Origin of the sequence: uncultured Parabacteroides sp., from assembly GCF_947855115.1 — a bacterium.
In the GTDB taxonomy this organism is placed as follows: Bacteria; Bacteroidota; Bacteroidia; order Bacteroidales; family Tannerellaceae; genus Parabacteroides.
In genome coordinates this window covers 26,413-46,238 of record NZ_CANTZW010000016.1, presented here as the reverse complement: position 1 = coordinate 46,238, position 19,826 = coordinate 26,413, and the positions used below count along the sequence as shown (strand labels likewise).

Sequence of the window (19,826 nt, the reverse complement as noted above, 5' to 3'; positions counted from 1 at the left end):
CATGTGTTTCTTTATGAAACATGTAGGATCTGTATTTCTTTAATCATTACTTTTTATACTCGAAATAGTTGAAACCTGCGTACACCCCAAATTCGGAAAAGAATGAGAAGTGTCTCGGATACGACAACCATCATGGCTACCGTGATGGGGATGATCGCTCCACAAACGTATAGAATCGCCAATCCAGTGATGTGCACTACAGAAGTAGTCATAACTGTATAGTTCGTGTATAAAGGATGTCCCATAGCTGCAAGGAATGGGTATCCCAACAGCATGGAAGGGATGGTTACGAAACAAGCGACCACAAGTATCCGGAATACTTCCAAGATATCGGGATCGGCTGTTCCATAGACAAATCCTAATACATAACTTGATAAAAGAAATACACTAGCTACACAAAAAAAGTTGACGAATGTTATTTTGTAGAATACTTTTTTGAAAAACAAGACATCTCTACTCTTCGCTATATGTGGGAATAGAACCCCAGTGAAGGGCGTTAGTAATTGGTTGTATGCTTGATATAACTTTTCTGCTGCCGAGTAATAACCTACTGCTGTATTTCCACAAATCAAACCCAATAAGAATGAATTACTTGTGGTGAACAAAGATGTGGAAGCTCGGGATAGAAAGTAGGTAGAACTATCTTTTAAAGAGTTACGGATTTCTTTGATCGATGTGAAGTACCATTTCATCCCCATTCTGAAATAAACGATGAAAATACTTACAATTCCAGCAAGGATAAAACCAAAACTATAGCACATCGGTACGTATATATAATTTTCTGGTTCCCGGATAAAGATGAAAAAGGGAAGGAAACTCAAAGATTTCGCTATGATATTGAATACCGTTATATATTTCATGTTTTCCATGCCTTGGAAAAACCACATGGGGAACATTACATTACCTATGATCATACCGAAATATAAAAGGTAAAAAGAAGATTCTGCCTTAAACTTATCGAAACAAGTGATTAAGATGAATAATATGGCAAAACTAATCCCGCATAAAAAGAGACGTCCGAGCATGGTACTGTTCAGGTAAGAGTTTATTTTGCCTAAATCTGTTTTATGTTCGGATATATATTTCGTAGCCGATAGATTAAAACCAAAATCAGTGAACATAATGAAATATTGCATCAGGGCGTAGCCAAATGTCACGAGTCCCCAACGCTCTACACCGAGTACCCTGAAAAGAAAGGGGAATGATAATAGAGGTAATAAATAATTAACCCCTTGGAGCAATGCCAAGGAGATGAAATTTATAACCATAGGGCTCTTGAGCTTCTTCTTTATTTCCATATAATAGAGAATGGATTGAAGTTCTTTATTTATTCAATGATATTAACGCTTCTGTTAGCTTATCGTTGTCCTCTTTGTTCCGGATGGCGATCCGGATATATTGTTTTCCTTCAAATCCAGCTTTTGTTCCACAGTTTTTTATCAAGATATTATTTTCCGACAATAAAAAGCTACTTAGTTCTTCCGATGTGTAAGTATTGGTTACTTCACACAAGAAGTAATTTGCGGAAGAAGGAATAACTCTGAGATATGAGACAGCCTGTAGATTTTGGAAGAAACGTTTTCTTTCGTTTAGGAATTTATGACAAGCTTTGTCATAGTCATCGCTGTATTTTATGAAAATCTGCATATAGAATTCAGCGAAAGAATTGATATTCCAGATTGATATGTCTTTCTTTAATGCTCGTATTAATTCTTTGTCTCCCGATGCTAAAAAACCCAATCGTAATCCGGGAACACCGTATGATTTTGAGATGCTCTTAATGACAATCAAATGTGGATACTGATTTAAAAGCTCTTTGTCCAATAAAGAAAGTTTCTTTTCAGGTTCTGCGAAATCGAGAAAAGATTCATCGATGATTATACGTATTCCCTTTTGTCTAGACCATTCGATTAAAGATAAGATCTCATCTTTAGATAATAAATTTCCTGATGGATTATCTGGGTTGATTATTAAAAGTTGCCCGATTGATTTAGCATCAAAGAAAGAGATAATATCTGAGGCTGTATAAGAGAAATCCCGGTTGTTGGGAGTATAATATATAAGTTGGCTAGAAACCAAACGATTAGGATATTCTTCAAATGTCGGTAATATCACACCTGTGGTATAGGTAGAGGCCATACGCATATAAACACTGATTAACTCGGCCGCTCCATTTCCTACGATGATTTGTTCAGAGGATACACCAGCGTAACGGGCTGCTAGCTGAGCGTTTTCTTGCATACCGGAAGGATATTCAGTGAGAAGGGTGTCAAAGTTTGCTTTCATTTCTTCCTTTAGCCGAGTATTAGGGAAATAAGGGTTGACGAGATAGCAGAAATCCAATAACATAGGAAAACGCCAATATCCACCATAACGCTTACCATATAAAGATAGAGCTTGATTTCCTTCCGAGAATAAAGCTTCCGCATTGTTTAAATCTTGCTGATCATCTATCTCGTACCATTTTTCGGTCGTTATCGTCAAGGCTTTTAAGTCCGGTTTATCTAATAAAGATATTACTTTCAGTACTTGTTCGTAGTATTCATTATTACCGAGAGCCTTACAATAAGCCTCTAAAAAAGGAATGTATTTGTTTGTGGAAAATTCCTTGCTGAACTTGTATATGTTAACGGTCTTGTAATAAGAGTCTTTGTGACAAAATTGAAAGGCCTTTTTTGAGATGAAATTCAATATATTATTATCCTCATCTAGGCGTACGACTGTTCCATCCATCCAGCTTTGGTATTTTGCTACTACTGCCAAATTCGGATAAGGATGTCTTATCAATTTGTCGAGAATAGAGTTTTCAAAAATCAAATCAGACTCAAGTAAGATCGTTTCATCTTCTACCAGATAGTTTTTCGCAAGATATAATGAGTATATATTATTGGTTTTATCATATACATTGTTCTCGACATAAAAAATAGGGGTGTTGTTTATCTTATCTCCAATAAGTTCACGAACTTTATCTCCTTTATAACCTATTACAATAATAATACGTTTCAGGGACAAGACTTCCAGTTGTTTAAGCATTCGTTCGATTAAGGTTTGATTATGTACCTTAATCATACATTTCGTGTTGTTTTGTGTCAACTCTTTAAGGCGTTTGCCCATGCCTGCTGCTAGTATGATCGCTTGCATATCTTATTTTTTAATTATATAAGCAAATACCCCTGTCGATTTTACTGTCAAAAAATACGAATCAGACAGAACCGAGAGGGGTTGTTTTTATAAGATGATTTTATTGTTTAAAACGCTGCATATAATAAGTTGGTATCATATCCAAAATTTTGAAACCTCTCTTTCTATTTTTATCTCTGGAGATTGGGCTGATAAACTATCATAGATTTTACTAGCGAATAGAATATCGTGTAAACCAAGGCCTATATTGTAACTCAATATCCGTTCATGGTTATTTTCCCGACCTACAGCTTTACCAGATAAAACGTCTTCTAACTCGGCATATTGTTTGAATCGGGAAAAATAACGGAATCCTTTTACGTGATCGGTATCATCGCCATATACCTTGTCGAAAAAAAGGTCACAATTTTGAAATCCTCTTGTATGTACCGGCACGACTAGACAGCCTTCTTTGAATAATTCGTTTTTCGGACAAAGCAAGTCACTGGCATCTGTTATACAACTGACAATGACATTCGAACCAGAGATAAGCTCTTCTATATCTTCTATAACCGAGAATGTCACGTTGGAGTAATCCTTGAATCTCTCGATAAAGGAATCTGCTTGATCCTTATATTTTAATAACTGAACTATGTGATGCGTGTTTTTCTGGTTGTCAAGCAAGCATAACATGGTGGCACGGGCGGTATTACCTAAACCGATGAAGCTGTAAGTCGTGGCATCAGTTGCTTTTAACGTTTGAATGGCGAGTGTAGCGACAGCTCCTGTACGCATGGCGGTTATCCAATCTCCGTCTAATAAAGCTAACAGTTCTCCCGTATTGGAATTATAAAGTAGGATATCGCTTCCTAGGGCTGGTATACCACCTACGATACGATGAACTACCTTGATCCCGAACCTCGAGAATTCTTGAGGTAGGAGGCAGGGCATGGAAGTGAAAAAATCATTACCTTGGGGGTGTACACTTATCTTTGCGGGTAACTGAGCTTTTTTCTTTATAGAGAAACTTTCTTTCGCCCAGTTTACACAGGTCGCAGGTGTAATTCCTAAATCTTTAATTTGATTTTCAGAGATAATTTTCATATTAACTTCCTTTTTTAGTTCATGTTTATGCCAAAAAAGCTTCCAAAGTTATGTATAATTCTTGAAATAGTCTTACTTTTGTATCTATTTTAAATATTATGAGAAACATAAGTAATAGATATATATGAAAATAGCGATTGTTGGAACTGGTTATGTCGGGTTGGTTACGGGGACTTGCTTTGCCGAAATGGGGACAGAGGTTTTTTGTGTAGATGTGGACACAACAAAGATAGAGAACCTCAAGAAAGGTATAGTGCCTATCTATGAGCCGGGGCTGGATGAGATGGTGGCACGTAATTCTCAAGCTGGTCGTTTGCATTTCATGACAGATTTAAAAGAATGCTTGAATGAGGTAGAGGTTTTGTTTTGTGCGGTAGGTACACCACCCGATGAAGATGGTAGCGCAGACTTGAAATATGTACTTGAGGTTGCCCGTACGGTAGGACGCTATATGAGCAAGTATGTCTTGGTTGTTACAAAAAGTACGGTTCCTGTAGGTACTGCCCAGAAAATCAAGAAAACGATTAGGGAAGAACAAGCCAAGCGAAATGTAGACATTGAATTTGATATCGCTTCTAATCCAGAGTTTTTGAAAGAAGGTGCGGCTATCAAAGATTTTATGAGCCCTGATCGGGTCGTTGTCGGGGTTGAGTCCGAACGTGCCCAAAAGTTGATGTCGAAATTGTACCGCCCATTTTTGTTAAATAATTTCCGGGTGATTTTTATGGATGTTCCCTCTGCCGAGATGACAAAATATGCGGCAAACGCTATGCTTGCGACCCGTATTAGTTTTATGAATGATATTGCCAATTTGTGCGAGATCGTAGGTGCGGATGTGAATATGGTACGCAAAGGGATCGGTACTGATGCCCGTATTGGTAGTCGTTTCTTATATGCGGGTTGTGGCTATGGTGGATCTTGTTTTCCAAAAGATGTAAAAGCGCTAGTGAAGACAGCGGTAGACAATGGTTACCAGATGCGTATACTGGAAGCAGTAGAAGCAGTGAATGAGGAACAAAAATCAATATTATTCCGTAAATTAAAGAGACATTTTGAAGGGAATATTCAAGGTAAGCGTATCGCTTTATGGGGATTAGCCTTTAAACCGGAAACGGATGATATGCGAGAGGCTCCCTCATTGGTGTTGATCAAAAAGTTGAAAGAAGCGGGATGTGTAGTTTCCGCTTATGATCCGGTTGCTATGGCTGAAGCTCAAAGGCGTTTACCCACAGGGATGATTTCATATGGCAAGGATATCTATGAGACTGTGATAGATGCGGATGCACTATTGCTTGTTACGGAATGGAAAGAATTTCGTATGCCATCTTGGTCTGTTATTAAGAAATTGATGTCTACTCCTTTAATTTTAGACGGACGTAATATTTATGATAAAACAGAACTAGAAGAGGCTGGCTTTATTTATCATTGCATAGGAAGATAAAAATGTTTTAATTATACGAAATCGTTTGAATTTCTGCGTAATTGCGATCATTAGAAGGTTTATAGGCTCCAAAATAGGTGATATAAATCTTCTTTTCTTTTGTATCTATGGCATAGATGCAAAAACTGTTGCTTGATAGGCTATCCTCTTCACGTGCGACTTTATTATATACCACACCTTTTTCGCTTGGGGCTTGATTAGTACAAAGTATCATTTTTTGAGGAGTAAGATCTGCGTTTTCATTGTCTAGTCCAGTCACATCAAAATAGGCGTTACAATGAATATGTCCACCTAGATAACAAACAAACTCTCCTTTACTGTCGCTAAAATCAGCATTAACATTAATTGTCTCTGAATTGAATTGATTGGGATATGTTTTCTGTAATGAAGAGCGTGTACGGAATGCCTCAATAATCTCAGGAATCATATTCCATGAGTGAACAAAATCCCCATCACATAAATAGGTATCGTTATTTACACTGCGACGTTGAAATGGATAATGGGTTAAAATAATGATGTTGTGATGATCGGTTATACCATTTTTCAATGCGGTATTTATAAGCCAGTCTATTTGTTTCTGGGAAAAATATGCGTAAGATAGAGTGTTATATTGAGAAGCTGGTTGGTCTAACATGTCAAGGGCAATGAAACGGATCGTTCCTCCTTGAGGGTTTGGTACATCCGAATAGTAATAGTTCTCTGTACTATTTCGGTTCATTGAATAGTTGTTTTTGCTGAATAATATCTCATTGATCTCATTCTTGTATAAAAATGTATTACCTATCTCTGCCTCAGAATTACTGTCATGATTCCCTGTACAGATAAAGGAGGGAATATAATTCTCTTCATAAAAGAAATGAATAAATGAACGCATATATTCTTTCGCTTTCTCTTTCTTGTCGATTGAGATGAAGTCACCCGTAGCGGTTATCGCATTGATCTGCAACTCTTGTTGATTCGCAAATTGGATGGATTGTCTTAGATTTATCGGTAACTCATAGTTATTGCTTGGAGACCAAGAGGATAAGTGAGGATCTGAAATATGGACAATCTTAAAACGTTCATAACTTCCGCTATCTGTTTTATTATACATAATCTTGGCTAACCTCTGAGCGGCGAGCTTATTGTTTTCCCAATAAAAGGTTTCATTCTCTCCACTACGCAAGTTTAGATTTTTCCAGTCATCTTTACATCCTGCTAATAAGATTAGCAGGATAAGAAACACATAAATCTGTGAGGTCGTGTTATTCATAATCTATAATGTATTAGAATAACGCAAATATAAAAAATATTTTGTTATTCTTTCATTTTTAACTCTTTCTTCGAAGCACAACCGCTGCACCCACAGCATGGGTGCTTGGATTTAGGGGCGGTGAACATTCGATAAATTTTATATGCGATATATCCGATAACTGCGATACCGATGATACAAATTGCTATATATTGCCACATATTTATAATTTTTCTTCCTATATATAACTAATAGAGATATGGGGAAGTTCTTAGCCGAATAAACCTATGAAGAAATTCCCCGTTTGATAAACGATGAATGAAACGATCCAAGCTAAGACACAAGTGTATACAATGACAAATATACCCCATTTCCATGAGCCGGACTCGTTAACTATAGCTGATATCGTAGCGATACACGGGAAGTAGATCAAGACGAAAAGCATTAAGCTGATCGCTATGAGTGGTGTGAACACCAAATCCCCTTCCGTATTACGATCTTGTTTCAAACGTTCCGACAGCGCTTGGCTGTCATCATCGGCATTACCCGTATATAATACGCTTAACGTACTGACTACGACTTCTTTCGCAGCCATACCGGTGAGTAAGCTTACACTCATTTTCCAGTCGAATCCTAGAGGAGCCAGTACCGGTTGAATCGTTTGACCGATACGTCCGATGTAAGAATTTTGTTGGTGATCAACTGCTTTCAATCGCTCTAATTCTTCTATCGTATCAGCTTTCTCTTGAGAATCCAACTCCATATTTTCGATTTCTGCTATCTGGCGATCAAACTGATCCCCATTCTCCGAATGTCTGGGGAAATATCCGAGGAACCAGATAATGATAGAAGCAACCAAGATGATACCTCCCATCTTATGTAAGTATTGTTTCGCTTTTTCCCACATATGGATCATGATGGATTTACCTGTAGGCATCCGGTAGGGGGGGAGCTCCATCACGAAAGGTACATCCTCTTCGTTAAATAAGAAGCGTTTGAAAAGACGAGCCATGATAACCGCTAGCAAAATACCGGAAACATATAAAGCCAATAATATAAAACTAGCGTTCTCCGGGAAAAATGCCCCGATCAACAATACATAAACCGGCAGACGGGCACTGCAACTCATCAATGGGTTTACCAGCATTGTTATCATACGGCTATTACGACTCTCGATTGTCCGGGAGGCCATGATAGCAGGAACATTACAACCGAACCCCATCACTAAGGGGATGAACGACTTTCCGTGCAATCCCATCTTATGCATGATCTTATCCATGATGAAAGCCGCACGGGCCATATATCCCGAGTCTTCCATGAACGATATAAACATATACAATATCAAGATATTCGGCAAGAACACGATAACACCTCCTACGCCACCGATAATTCCATCCACGAGAAGATCCTTCAGAGGGCCTTCTGCCATGTGTCCGCGCACGAAGTTGCCGATCACCTCGACTAGGCTCTCGATCCATTCCATCGGATATCCACCCAGGTAGAAAGTGGCCTCGAACATAATCCACATGAACAAGATAAAAATCGGGAAGCCCAGTACTTTATGTGTGACGAATAGATCGATGATTTGCGTGCTTGTCGCCTCTTTAATCGTATTTTGCTCGTAAGTCTCACGCAACGCTCCGGAAATAAAACCATAGCGGGCATTCGTGAACGCAGTCTCACAATCCTCTTGTAATAGCTCTTCTATTTGAGCGGTATTACGGTCTCTTTCCTGGAAGATTGTTTCTGCGCCGGGTAACGTTTTGATAAATGAGTCGATATCCCGGTCTCCTTCCAATAATTTGATAGATAGATACCGTTTAGACAAGCTCCTCGGTATGTCTACGTTATTTTTCAGGATTTTCCTGACGTTGCTGATCCCTTTCTCTAAAGATTCGCCATAATTAATATGGATATGACGGATTACGGGATCTTCCTCCTCATATACTTTGATGACTCGATTAAACAATTCCTCTATACCGAACCCCGTTTTACTTACGGTTGGGATGATGGGGGCTCCAATCATTCTCGCTAAAGACTCATGATCAAACTTATTTCCATGACGTTCCAGCTCATCATACATGTTTAGGGCGATCACCATGCGAACGTCCATATCAATCAGTTGAGTCGTTAAATATAAATTCCGTTCCAGGTTGGAAGCGTCGATGACGTTGATCACAACATCCGGTTGTTCCTCATTCAAATGCTTGCGCACGTATAGTTCCTCCGGAGTGTAGGCAGATAAAGAGTAAGTGCCCGGCAAATCTACGATACGGAATGTATAGCCGTTCTGTTGGAATATTCCCTCTTTGGCATCTACGGTTACGCCACTATAGTTACCCACATGCTCGTGTGCCCCGGATGCGAAATTGAAGAGAGAGGTTTTTCCGCAATTCGGATTGCCTACCAAGGCCACGTTAATTGTTTTCCCTTTTTGTAGTGCGATTGTTTGCAGTTCATTGTCGGATGGCAGGATAGAAGGACCTGCGCTCTTCTGGGTATCTTGTGCCGGGATCATCTGCTCCTTCTCGAAATCCGCTGCGCTGACAACCTCGATCAATGCGGCATCCGAACGTCTCAGAGAGACATCATATCCCATTACACGATAATGAATAGGGTCTTTAAGTGGAGCGTTTTGTATAACGATCACCTCTTTTCCCCTAATAAATCCCATCTCTATAATGCGTTTGCGGAAAGCTCCGCGCCCCATTACCTTTACAATAACACCTTTATCGCCTGTGCGAAGTTCTGATAATCTCATGTCCTATTAAATGTTACGCGAAGGTAGTTCGAAAACTTCGCACCACCAATACCAACTAGTAGGTATTTTTTTTATTTCCTTAGAGCGTTTTCCGAGTATTTTATGTATGTTTGTGCCACAAATTTCAACTTTAGACAAATGAAACTACGAATTATTTTGTTCGCCTCCTTATGGGTTGTCTTGTCTGTTTGTTTTACAGGCTGTAAAAAAGAATTGAAAGATTTCTCTTTTAGTTATAGTATGGAAAGTGTAGACAACTACAAATTGATGGTCTTGTTTGATAGCGATAAGACGTTTCGTATCGAGGAATATAATTATTATATGGATAACCTCGCTAATAAGCGAGATCCTAAAATTAAGGAAGGAACATTGACAGACGAAGAGTTCGCTACCTTGAAACCTATTCTGCAAAAATGTAATTTCTTTAAGATGAAAGATTCTTATGGTTTTGATGAGAAGACAGATCGAGATTTAGGGGATATTATGTATCAGGTTTCATTTACCACAGAAGGAAAAGAGAAATTTATTTCTATCCGTGATAGCGATACCGGGCAGTTTTCTGCTTCTTTCGTAAATTTGATAGGTTTTATCAATACATTCTTGAATAATCACAAAAATGACTAGGTTGTCGTTGGCCGGAAATGGAAAATAAGCAAAACCGGATTATATTGTGCCTAGGCTCTAATTGGGATAAAGAAAAAAATATGGAGCGTGCGGTAGAAATGCTGCGTGCTCATTTTGTTTTTATACGGTTTTCCCATCCGGTTTATACGGAACCGGTCGATTGTCCATTGCCGATTACATTTTTGAACTGCGTGGCGGTTCTTTATAGCGAAGAGAGTCTGTGGCAAGTAAAAAATGTCTTGAAAGATATAGAATGTCGTATCGGGCGTAAGCCGGAGGATAAATTCCATGGGCGTGTACCGATTGATATCGACTTATTGCAGTGGAACGACCAAGTCTTGAAAACAGAGGACTTGACCCGTAAATATGTTCTAGACGGTATCTGTTCGCTCCTTTCCGCAGGAGAGAATGATGAATGGAGCCAATAAAAAACCAAGAGAGCCGCTGTTCCGGATCAATGCGTTGATACCTTTGCATATCAAGGAAAAGACCGGGTTGTTCCGATCAGTATTATAAAATCCTTTCTCTACTTTTAGCTTGAATTGGTAAGGTGCCAATAAGTCTTCATAGGTTTCTATGGGGAGGATTCGTTCTGTCCAGTTACCCGTAGCCGGATCGCAGGTATTATAAGGGTCTTCCGGGGTTGGCATAATCTTTTCCTCAATTGCCTTTTGAATATCGGTATAGATCAAGCCCCTGGTTTGCCGGGCCCATGTCTCGATCTTTTCTTGGGAGAGATCCGGGTAAAGTTTCGTTATGAATTGTTTTCGTAACGTATAATAATTGGGAGATTCCAAAGATCCGCTTTCACATCCGATCATCATCTTGTGTAACCGTTGCTGAATGTATGGGTTGAATGGGGTAGAGGCTGTCGTGAATAGTAAATACATGGAATCGTTTATATGGATTAAATCCTTGAAGAACAAGGATAAATCATAGACATGTTCTATCAGATCCGTCGCGATTAAAAGCTGGGGGCAGACTTTGTTTTCTGTACACCAGCTTGCGAGGACATCCGAATTTCCTTGGAGTATGATATCGGGACCTACCCCTATTTTTTGTTTCAGCAATCGGATCGTTTCCACGGAAGAAGGATTAAGATCGATATAAATAACTTGTCCTATCCCTATGGTTTTCGCCAGAATACTAAGGAATCCGGTTCCTCCTCCATAATCGATTAACGTGATATCGGAGATAGGGATCCGTGTCCTTTGGAGCCCTTTTTGTAGGCAGTCTGCGTATATTCGCATGAAGTAACTTAATGCCGGTTTTAGATTGCCGATATAGCGTTTGTTATAATCACTGATCGGTAATTTATTATAGTCGATCGCCTTCAGGCGTTCGGTTAATGTATGTAATAAGTCACTTCTGTTCTCTTTCATCATATATCATCTCGTATAAACGTTTACCCTGCTCTTTATTAGAAAAAGCGGGGAACAATAATTGTTTTCGTTTATCTATCTCCTTTTTATCTACGGGTAGGGCCATTAATTGCTCGCAAGCTTGTATCATCTCATCCGGCGTATCGGCGATATGGCATAATGAGTCTAATCCGCTACCTGCCAGCATGAGGTGATTGACTATCGTATGCCTACCTGCGAATAGACTGTTTAAAAGCTTCAATTTTAAGCCGGTATCCTGAAATGTGATCAACATGTGGATTTGTGCGTTATGGATCAATTCGTCCATACGTTCCTTGCTAGGATTTGCCTCTACTTTGATATGCGGGTAGGAAGCGGCAGCTTTTAGTATTAAACGGGTCGGATTCATGCCTGCTATTATACAGGTATGTTTTAATTGGCTGAAAACATGCTTGATGAGAAATAATACGCCCCGTTCATTTTCAATAACGGATAGTTTGCCATGATATAGAATATAGTCGGATTTTCCCGGCTTAGCCGTAATCCGGTCATTCTCGTGAAAACAAGGGATGAACTCAATCTTTTGATTGGGAAATTGTTTTCGTAAGTAGTCTGCGTCTGTTGTCGATACTGCGATTATCTGATCTGCGTATCGTGCTACTTTCTGGTAAGACTGGAAACGCATAGCCTCGATCCTGAAAAAGGTATTACGAACCAATCCTTTGCCCGATTTTGCCAAATGGCGGTAATAATCATGCTCGATATTACATTCTCGGAATATCTTTTTCCGGTTCTTTAAGCGAAGATCGTCCATGTAATAACAGGAATGAAGTCCTTCGAACAAGATCGGATGATCATTCTGTAAAAGATTCTCAATCAAGCGATGATCTTTCCGGCTATATACATTGTAAGGAAGCCATGTTAGATTGGATACTATCCCGGTATGGCGTTTATAATAGAAAACCTTGTCGCAGATATTTTCTAATTCCGGTGCGTGCGGACGCTCATATTCAAAACAATGTAATATGAGTCTCACGCCACAGGCATGTAAAGCCTTCAGTTTATAATACACATCAATAACTCCTCCATAATTGGCGGGATAAGGTATATTAAACGATACTATGTTGAGGTATTTATCCATCTGCTTATAATTCCTCAAATATACGTACAAATTGGTTCGCTTGCTCTTTCCGGGAATATTTCGATAGTTTACTCCGATTGACGGAAGAAGTTGTATATCCTTTTTCCTGCCATTCCTCATAGTAATGTTTCAAGAAATCGTAAACTTCGTCTACGTGAGTAGCGGCCAATCCGGAATGAGTCTCCTTGATAGCTTCAGCGAGATAAGCCTCGTCGCTTCGTACGCATAAGATAGGCTTTTCTACTGCGAGGGATTCAAAAAACTTGGTTGTCATGAATCCCTTGGGGCCAGATGTGTCAAACTTATTCGTCAAAGAAAGCAACACCGAGCTTTTGTTTAATATGAGAGGGATATCGGATGCCGGTACATAATCATGGTAATCCATGAAAGGTTGTACCTTGTATCGTTCGGCCTCTTGGCGAATGATGGAGCGAGATTCTTGATCAGTATACCATACGACCCGGAAAGTATCCGGGATAATGACCTTGTCCTTCGTAAGACGGTCGATTGCTGCGAATAATAATTCCGGGTTCCGGATCGCTAAACTTAACAACCGTCCCGTATAGGTGATGATAAACCGGGAGGTCTTGATTTGTTGCGGATAGAACAACTCTGGATCGAATCCGTTGTAAATCAGTTTTACGTTGGGATTATATTGTTTGAGAACTTCTACATGCCAAGGAGATATGGTCGTGACGCAATTCGCTACTTCCAATGCGCTATTCCGTTTTTTAAGTAGCCGTTTGCGAAATCGCTTTGTGATGAATGCGTCTAACCATGGAAACGTATGGAATTTATGCGATATATATTCGTTGGAGGCATATTGCTCGATAATATCGCGTAAATCCACGATGAAGGGCAGGTTGAAACGAAGCGCTAACGTTTTTGCTGAGGTTAAAGGAAAGGTGCGGTATGTGCTGCACAATATTCCCTTGTATTGGTTGGCCTTTAACAAGGGAATACATGTGTTGATTATTTTCATGTCTTTATATCCAAACAAGATGTCTAGAAACATGACCCACATCCATTCGATGTGCTTAGAGATTTTTCCTGAGGCCTTGTAGTAACGGACATAAGATACGTCCGCATACCCCGTAAGAAATTCGAATGTATCGTCTTCTATATGTTCTGTCACTACGGTGACTTCCCAGCCCATGCGTGTCAAATATTTACATAGATACCCCATTCTGGGGGCGAAAGCGGGTGGGAACATATCACATATGATAAGGAGTTTATTCATGGATTCAATCAATGTTATAAGAATAGACGAATAACTTCAAACGCTTCTGCGTAGGTACATCCCGCTTGGACACCCCGGGCTCTGGCTAATGAATAGATAAAATCCTCGGATAGATAATCTCTTGCTCCCTGTGATTTATAGGCTTTCAATGATTCTATCTTTGTGTCTATATGGCGCTTTTCCAACTTTACAAAACACTGCGTGTTGAATGTCAGGTTATTCCATATTAGCTCATAGCCTAATATATTCGTGTTTTTGAATGCTCGTAGACCTTCTTGGGCAATAGTCGTATGATCTTGGTGGATGTCGTGCAAGCTAGGGATGAAGACTAGATCGAAATCGGACGCTTTTTTCAGGCGTATTAACTCCTCCAAGATCTCTTGTCTTGCGTACCCTAGTTTTCTTACTTCATAATTGTATATGATTAGGTTTTCCGGTACTATACCTAAGGTTTGGGTCGCTTGTTTGACTTCTGTCTTCAATATATCTTTCGGAAAACCTTCGGGAACCGATTGCTGTGCGGTGGAGAAAGCCACATAAGTCACTTTCTTCCCATCTTCTATCAGGCGTGAGACGGTTCCCCCCAATCCAAGTTCCCCGTCATCTGTATGAGGGGCGAGGACTAATATATTTTTGCAATTAGTAATCATTCTTTCTTCTTTATTTGAATACAGGGATTTTATTGTTTTCACTGCTTCGCTAATTCCTTTAATAGCTGGGTGTATAATTTACGTAAATAACTTCCGGACTCTTCTTGTATGGAGTCATTATGCCATAATAAGACCAATTCACCTCCTACATTATTTACTTGTTCCACCAAATTACGACAATAGGTTAAAGCTCTGTCAAAATCCAACCCCATATATTTCTTCTCCTCTAGGGTACAATCCATTATGATAAGCGGATGTAGTCGGAGAGGAGATAGGCGGCGGGTGACGGGGTTGATCCAACGAACCGGATAACAAGTCCCTAACCGGAATCCGGATACATCGGCATACCCCATGGTGAAATCGTCTGTGACTCCGGCGGCTTCTAGTTGATCCATGTCTTCCGGTTCCCGTATCGCCAAGAAATGATGACGGTTGAAACGAATGTTTTTACCGATATGATTTTCCAGCCCGTTTTTTTCTTTCCGGATAAGGTTTGGGGTTGTACCCGCTTGATAGCTACTATGTAAACCAATGGTCACATTATGCTCTAGCGCACTTTTTATCAACTTACGTATATCTTTGTTTCTCAGATCATAATGAGGCTTGTCGTATTTAGATTTTCCCCCGTTCCGGATAAACAAAATGGGATGGCATTGTTCCTTACCGATCATATCCTGGAGAGTACGATTCTGGTGAAAGAGCCAAGGGAAGGTATAAAACGGATCTTTTTCAAGAGATCCGAATTTGCCTTGAAAGGATTTGTATAAACCTCTTCTATCTCTGATAGACCGTATCAAACCTTTCCATGAACGATATAGAGTCGGAGAATCTACATCATGCGTGAGATAGATTTTCCGGATTTGTTTTTTTACCTCGGGTACACGTAGCCGGGATTGACGTAGCCAACGATGGAGTAACATACGATATTCGTCTACGATCGGGCGGTGCAGAAAACCGGCTCGATAAGGTAAGGACTCTTTGCCGGGAAATCTTCCATGCTCATCCCGGATACTGCGTCGTACCATCTCCTCGTATCTGGAAATGAGAAAATAAGTGCTGGCGATAATATCGGCATGGACTACCCATGTATCTCCTACCCATTCCTCTTTCGGAGAACCAAACAATAAAGGAATACCTTGAACCTCTTGCAAGGGAAGTTCCGGTAGAGAAGCGGGAGTTCCGTACATCTTCCCGCCAAAGAAACCGGATGGGATGATGACCACATTATACCGGTCGAATTTATTCGGGTCGGCAGTGTATCCGATCGTCTCCACCAGTTCGCCAGGTACATCATCTCCTATAAGAAAACGTATTATATAGTGTAAAGTGCGATTTCTCATATCCATTTACTAAGTTTAATGCGTGCTCTGTCTAATAAACTCAATTTTCCCCTAGATATTGTAAAGAATGGGGTTTGAATGGCCCCGAACTCCCGGAAGAAACGTTCTACTCCGGGTAGCATTGACCCTTCGAAGTCAAATAAGGTCGTAAATTGGGAAACGAAATGAATACATTCCCATAAGACGAAACTTTGTGCTCCGGAGTTCCTGTAAGCCGGATTTCCTCCTCCCGCAAGATAATAGGCCGATCGGTCTTGCCATACAATGAAGGCGGCGGCGTGTAAATGGCCTTGTTCATCGTAACCTCCCCATAAATCTCCTTGTCCTCTTTGCCGGCAGGTCACTATTAAGTTTCTCAGTACATTTGTGTCTTCTTTGATTCGTAAGTGTTGACGGTCGAACGTTTGAGCCTGTACAGCCAGGAAGTCATCCAAGGGAATCCCTTTCTTTACGGATATATGGTACTTATTTTGAGCTTTCGTTATATTTCGCCGGATATTGGGACTCATATTTTCCCATATCGTTCGATGGTTCCGGATATTTTTTAATAAATAAGTATAACGTGTTGTTTGGTTATATCCCGCCCAATAAAACGGAAGCCAATCCGTAATGTCATAATTGAAATTCTGTAAGAAATGCGGGTAGCGCTTTAGTGTTTCCGTGAATTGCTTACATAACTCTTGGCGTCTCCCTAGCTCGGTCGTATATTTCGTGTCGGAGGAACTTGCTGCGAACCAAGGACCCATCGTTTGGGTGTAAGAGGGCATTGAGACGATATTGGGATGAGGGATGTAAAGGGGAAGGGCTGCCTGTATCTTTCCCTTTTGTTCTATAAGCAAGACATCCCATTTATTTTCTCCGCAAACTGTATCCAGCCACCAGTCCTGTGAGAAGATCGGTATATTTTTCTCTGTATCGCAAAGTAAACGATATTTGCCCTTCATTATAGTAGACAATTGACAGTTGACAGTTGACAGTGGTTGTTGATGTTCTCTTTAACTGTCAACTGTCAATTAAAAAATTACTTGTTGGCTTTTAAGGCCTCGAATATTAATTCGGATAATTCGTCTGCCAGTTCAGGATTGTCCTCGACACACTGTTTGGCTGCGTCGCGCCCCTGTCCTAATTTGGTATCGTTGTAGCTGTACCACGAACCGCTCTTTTTGATGATATTCAGTTCAGATCCCAAATCTATGATCTCGCCGGAACGAGAGATACCTTGACCGAACATAATATCGAACTCAGCCTTGCGGAATGGAGGAGCTACCTTGTTCTTTATGACTTTTACGCGCACTTGGTTACCCTTGATCTCATCGCCATCTTTCAGCTTTCCGATACTACGGATATCCAAGCGGACAGAAGCGTAGAATTTCAATGCGTTACCACCTGTCGTCGTTTCCGGGTTTCCAAACATTACACCGATCTTATCGCGCAATTGGTTGATGAAGATGCAGGTAGTATTTGTCTTATTGATCGCAGCCGTCAGTTTACGAAGGGCTTGCGACATCAGACGTGCTTGCAATCCCATCTTGCTGTCTCCCATATCACCCTCAATCTCTGCTTTGGGAGTCAAAGCGGCTACGGAGTCGATAACGATGATATCTACCGCGGATGAACGGATCAATTGCTCGGCTATTTCCAATGCTTGCTCACCGTTATCCGGCTGTGAGATCCATAGGTTTTCTACATCAACCCCTAGCTTCTCGGCATAGAAACGGTCGAAAGCATGCTCAGCGTCGATAAACGCTGCGATACCCCCTTTCTTCTGAGCCTCGGCGATCGCATGGATCGCTATCGTTGTCTTACCGGAAGATTCCGGGCCGTAGATCTCGACAATACGCCCTTTCGGATAACCGCCTACACCTAACGCTGCGTTCAATGCGATTGAGCCTGTCGGTATCACCTCGATATCCTCAATACTCTCATCGCCTAGTTTCATGATCGAGCCTTTTCCGTAGTTCTTCTCGATTTTATCCATAGCCGCACGTAAAGCCTTTAGCTTATCCATGTTAGCGGCAGGTTTGCCTCCTTCTTCTTTCGCTTTTTCTTCGAACAAATTTTCTTCTTTTGCCATATATGTCCTTTATAAATTAAGGATTTGATTTGCATGGTCTTTTGTCTTTACCTCTTTCGGCCCGATGATATTGGTAACAATACCTTCCTCGTTAATGATAAAGGTAGTCCGGAGAGTCCCCATGTATGAACGTCCGTACATTTTTTTCTCAGCCCACACACCGAATTGTTGTTGTAAGGTCGTGTCTGTGTCCGCTATTAAACGGAAAGGTAAGTTTTGCTTTTGTATAAAGCCTTGATGCGATTTTGCGCTATCTTTGCTTACTCCGATGATCTCGAAGCCTTTCGCTTGTAAGGCTTGATATCCGTCGCGCAAGCTACATGCTTCTGCCGTGCAACCGCTCGTATTATCTTTCGGATAGAAATAGAGCGCTACTTTTTTCCCTTTGTAGTCACTTATCTTTACCTCTTTGCCGTCTTGGTCGGTTCCCAAAAGCTCGGGAACCTTATCACCTATTTGTATTGCCATATTACAGTTCTAAATCAATATTAAATAATTCATGCCAAGGCAAACCTTGCTCATTTAGCTCTTTCATGAATGGGTCCGGATCGAATTCCTCTACATTCCATACACCCGGTTTCTTCCAGGTGCCTTTCATAAATAATTTGGCGCCGATCATTGCGGGTACACCGGTTGTATAGCTAACGCCTTGTGCGCCTGTCTCCAGATAAGCGGCATGGTGGCTACAGTTGTTGTATACGTAATAAGTCAACTCCTTACCGTCCTTGATACCGCGGATACGGCAACCGATGGAAGTCTCGCCGGTATAATTCTCTCCCAGATCACCCGGGTTCGGCAATACAGCCTTTAAGAATTGGATCGGTACGATCTCCTGTCCGTTGTAAAGGATCGGGTCAATACGGGCCATACCGATATTTTGGATGACGCGTAGGTGAGTCAGGTATTCTTGTCCGAAAGTCATCCAGAAACGAGCCCGTTTAAGGGTCGGGAAGTTTTTGGTCAAGCTCTCCAATTCCTCGTGATACATCAAATATGATTCTCTCGGTCCTACGTTCGGATAGTTCAATGCTTTGTGTACGCTTAACGGATCGGTCTCCTTCCACTCCCCATCCTCGAAGTATTTGCCTCGTTGAGTAATCTCGCGAATATTGATTTCCGGATTGAAATTGGTAGCGAAGGCCTTATGATGATCTCCTGCGTTGCAGTCTACGATATCCAAATATTGAATCTCGTCGAAATGGTGCTTCGCGGCATAAGCGGTGTATACGCCGGTAACTCCCGGATCGAAACCGCATCCTAGGATGGCGGTAAGACCGGCTTTCTCAAAACGGTCTTTATACGCCCATTGCCAACTGTATTGATATTTGGCTTCATCAAGCGGTTCGTAGTTGGCCGTATCTAAATAGCTGACCCCATATTCCAGACAAGCATCCATGATATGCAAGTCTTGATAAGGCAAGGCTAGATTTACCACCAAATCCGGTTTGAAGGCGTTAAACAAGGCAACGAGCTCTTGTACGTTGTCTGCGTCTACTTGCGCGGTTTGCACTTTCACGTTCTTGATATCAGCGGCGATCTTGTCGCATTTGCTTTTCGTACGGCTAGCTACCATGATATCCGTGAAGACTTCTGCGTTCATCGCTATTTTTTTAACAGCGACGGTACTTACGCCCCCTGCACCAATAACTAATACTCTTCCCATTTACTAATAGAATTAATCTTGTTAATATACAGTTTACAAGGTTTTCAACCAACGGACAAATATACGGTTTTTCCTT

18 protein-coding genes are annotated in these 19,826 nt (G+C 40.8%); 3 read left to right on the top strand and 15 right to left on the bottom strand.

What is annotated here, in order from left to right; all coding sequences use genetic code 11:
* Positions 1 to 53 precede the first annotated feature (53 nt).
* The 3 genes from Q0110_RS11055 to Q0110_RS11045 form a co-directional block, all read right to left on the bottom strand.
* Positions 54 to 1,298 carry an oligosaccharide flippase family protein gene (locus tag Q0110_RS11055; RefSeq protein WP_297906207.1) on the bottom strand — a complete coding sequence of 415 codons (1,245 nt, stop codon included), beginning with the start codon at positions 1,296 to 1,298 and terminating at the stop codon, positions 54 to 56.
* Between the two features lie 25 nt (positions 1,299 to 1,323).
* Positions 1,324 to 3,141: an aminotransferase class I/II-fold pyridoxal phosphate-dependent enzyme gene (locus Q0110_RS11050; protein ID WP_297906206.1), complete on the bottom strand. Its 1,818-nt coding sequence runs from the start codon at positions 3,139 to 3,141 to the stop codon at positions 1,324 to 1,326.
* A gap of 135 nt (positions 3,142 to 3,276) precedes the next feature.
* Positions 3,277 to 4,224, bottom strand: coding sequence for an ornithine cyclodeaminase (locus Q0110_RS11045; protein ID WP_297906205.1), 948 nt, complete (start codon positions 4,222 to 4,224; stop codon positions 3,277 to 3,279).
* A 124-nt stretch (positions 4,225 to 4,348) separates the two neighbouring features.
* On the opposite strand from Q0110_RS11045, the gene Q0110_RS11040 reads away from it, so the two are divergent.
* Positions 4,349 to 5,665 (top strand): UDP-glucose/GDP-mannose dehydrogenase family protein, encoded by a 1,317-nt coding sequence (locus Q0110_RS11040; protein ID WP_297906204.1) that lies wholly within the window; start codon positions 4,349 to 4,351, stop codon positions 5,663 to 5,665.
* Positions 5,666 to 5,672: 7 nt separating this feature from the next.
* Here the strand turns inward: Q0110_RS11040 and Q0110_RS11035 are convergent, their stop codons facing one another.
* The 3 genes from Q0110_RS11035 to feoB are packed head-to-tail and all read right to left on the bottom strand — an operon-like array spanning position 5,673 to position 9,657.
* Positions 5,673 to 6,917, bottom strand: a complete 1,245-nt coding sequence (locus Q0110_RS11035; RefSeq protein ID WP_297906203.1) for a metallophosphoesterase — start codon at positions 6,915 to 6,917, stop codon at positions 5,673 to 5,675.
* Between the two features lie 44 nt (positions 6,918 to 6,961).
* Entirely contained in the window at positions 6,962 to 7,117 is a 156-nt protein-coding gene (locus tag Q0110_RS11030) for a FeoB-associated Cys-rich membrane protein (protein ID WP_297906202.1), read from the bottom strand.
* Between the two features lie 50 nt (positions 7,118 to 7,167).
* Entirely contained in the window at positions 7,168 to 9,657 is a 2,490-nt protein-coding gene (feoB, locus tag Q0110_RS11025; RefSeq protein WP_297906201.1) for a ferrous iron transport protein B, read from the bottom strand.
* A 138-nt stretch (positions 9,658 to 9,795) separates the two neighbouring features.
* Between feoB and Q0110_RS11020 the strand changes: the two genes are divergently transcribed.
* Together Q0110_RS11020 and Q0110_RS11015 are read left to right on the top strand one after the other, a co-directional pair.
* Positions 9,796 to 10,281: a hypothetical protein gene (locus Q0110_RS11020; protein ID WP_297906200.1), complete on the top strand. Its 486-nt coding sequence runs from the start codon at positions 9,796 to 9,798 to the stop codon at positions 10,279 to 10,281.
* A 17-nt stretch (positions 10,282 to 10,298) separates the two neighbouring features.
* Positions 10,299 to 10,709, top strand: a complete 411-nt coding sequence (locus Q0110_RS11015) for a 2-amino-4-hydroxy-6-hydroxymethyldihydropteridine diphosphokinase (RefSeq protein ID WP_297906199.1) — start codon at positions 10,299 to 10,301, stop codon at positions 10,707 to 10,709.
* Here the strand turns inward: Q0110_RS11015 and Q0110_RS11010 are convergent.
* The 9 genes from Q0110_RS11010 to Q0110_RS10970 all read right to left on the bottom strand — a co-directional run bounded on the left by Q0110_RS11010 (position 10,653) and on the right by Q0110_RS10970 (position 19,750).
* The gene (locus tag Q0110_RS11010; protein ID WP_297906198.1) at positions 10,653 to 11,666 is read right to left on the bottom strand and encodes an SAM-dependent methyltransferase; all 1,014 of its coding nucleotides are present in this window, start codon (positions 11,664 to 11,666) and stop codon (positions 10,653 to 10,655) included. The two genes, Q0110_RS11015 and Q0110_RS11010, sit on opposite strands and share 57 nt — an antisense overlap.
* Complete coding sequence (locus Q0110_RS11005) at positions 11,644 to 12,783, bottom strand: glycosyltransferase (RefSeq protein ID WP_297906197.1); 1,140 nt, start codon at positions 12,781 to 12,783, stop codon at positions 11,644 to 11,646. The genes Q0110_RS11010 and Q0110_RS11005 overlap by 23 nt, the downstream gene beginning before the upstream one ends.
* A 4-nt stretch (positions 12,784 to 12,787) precedes the next feature.
* The gene (locus Q0110_RS11000; protein WP_297906196.1) at positions 12,788 to 14,023 is read right to left on the bottom strand and encodes a hypothetical protein; all 1,236 of its coding nucleotides are present in this window, start codon (positions 14,021 to 14,023) and stop codon (positions 12,788 to 12,790) included.
* A gap of 14 nt (positions 14,024 to 14,037) precedes the next feature.
* A complete protein-coding gene (locus Q0110_RS10995) occupies positions 14,038 to 14,673 on the bottom strand; it encodes a PIG-L family deacetylase (RefSeq protein WP_297906195.1) in 636 nt (211 codons plus the stop codon).
* A 38-nt stretch (positions 14,674 to 14,711) separates the two neighbouring features.
* On the bottom strand, positions 14,712 to 16,019 hold the full coding sequence (locus tag Q0110_RS10990; RefSeq protein WP_297906194.1) for a polysaccharide deacetylase family protein: 1,308 nt from the start codon (positions 16,017 to 16,019) through the stop codon (positions 14,712 to 14,714).
* Positions 16,010 to 16,957: a GNAT family N-acetyltransferase gene (locus Q0110_RS10985; RefSeq protein WP_297906193.1), complete on the bottom strand. Its 948-nt coding sequence runs from the start codon at positions 16,955 to 16,957 to the stop codon at positions 16,010 to 16,012. Before Q0110_RS10985 ends, Q0110_RS10990 begins: the two co-directional genes overlap by 10 nt.
* A gap of 77 nt (positions 16,958 to 17,034) precedes the next feature.
* Positions 17,035 to 18,087: a recombinase RecA gene (gene recA, locus Q0110_RS10980; RefSeq protein ID WP_297906192.1), complete on the bottom strand. Its 1,053-nt coding sequence runs from the start codon at positions 18,085 to 18,087 to the stop codon at positions 17,035 to 17,037.
* A 9-nt stretch (positions 18,088 to 18,096) separates the two neighbouring features.
* On the bottom strand, positions 18,097 to 18,555 hold the full coding sequence (gene bcp, locus Q0110_RS10975) for a thioredoxin-dependent thiol peroxidase (RefSeq protein WP_297906191.1): 459 nt from the start codon (positions 18,553 to 18,555) through the stop codon (positions 18,097 to 18,099).
* Position 18,556: 1 nt separating this feature from the next.
* Positions 18,557 to 19,750: a saccharopine dehydrogenase family protein gene (locus Q0110_RS10970; protein ID WP_297906190.1), complete on the bottom strand. Its 1,194-nt coding sequence runs from the start codon at positions 19,748 to 19,750 to the stop codon at positions 18,557 to 18,559.
* Positions 19,751 to 19,826 lie beyond the last annotated feature (76 nt).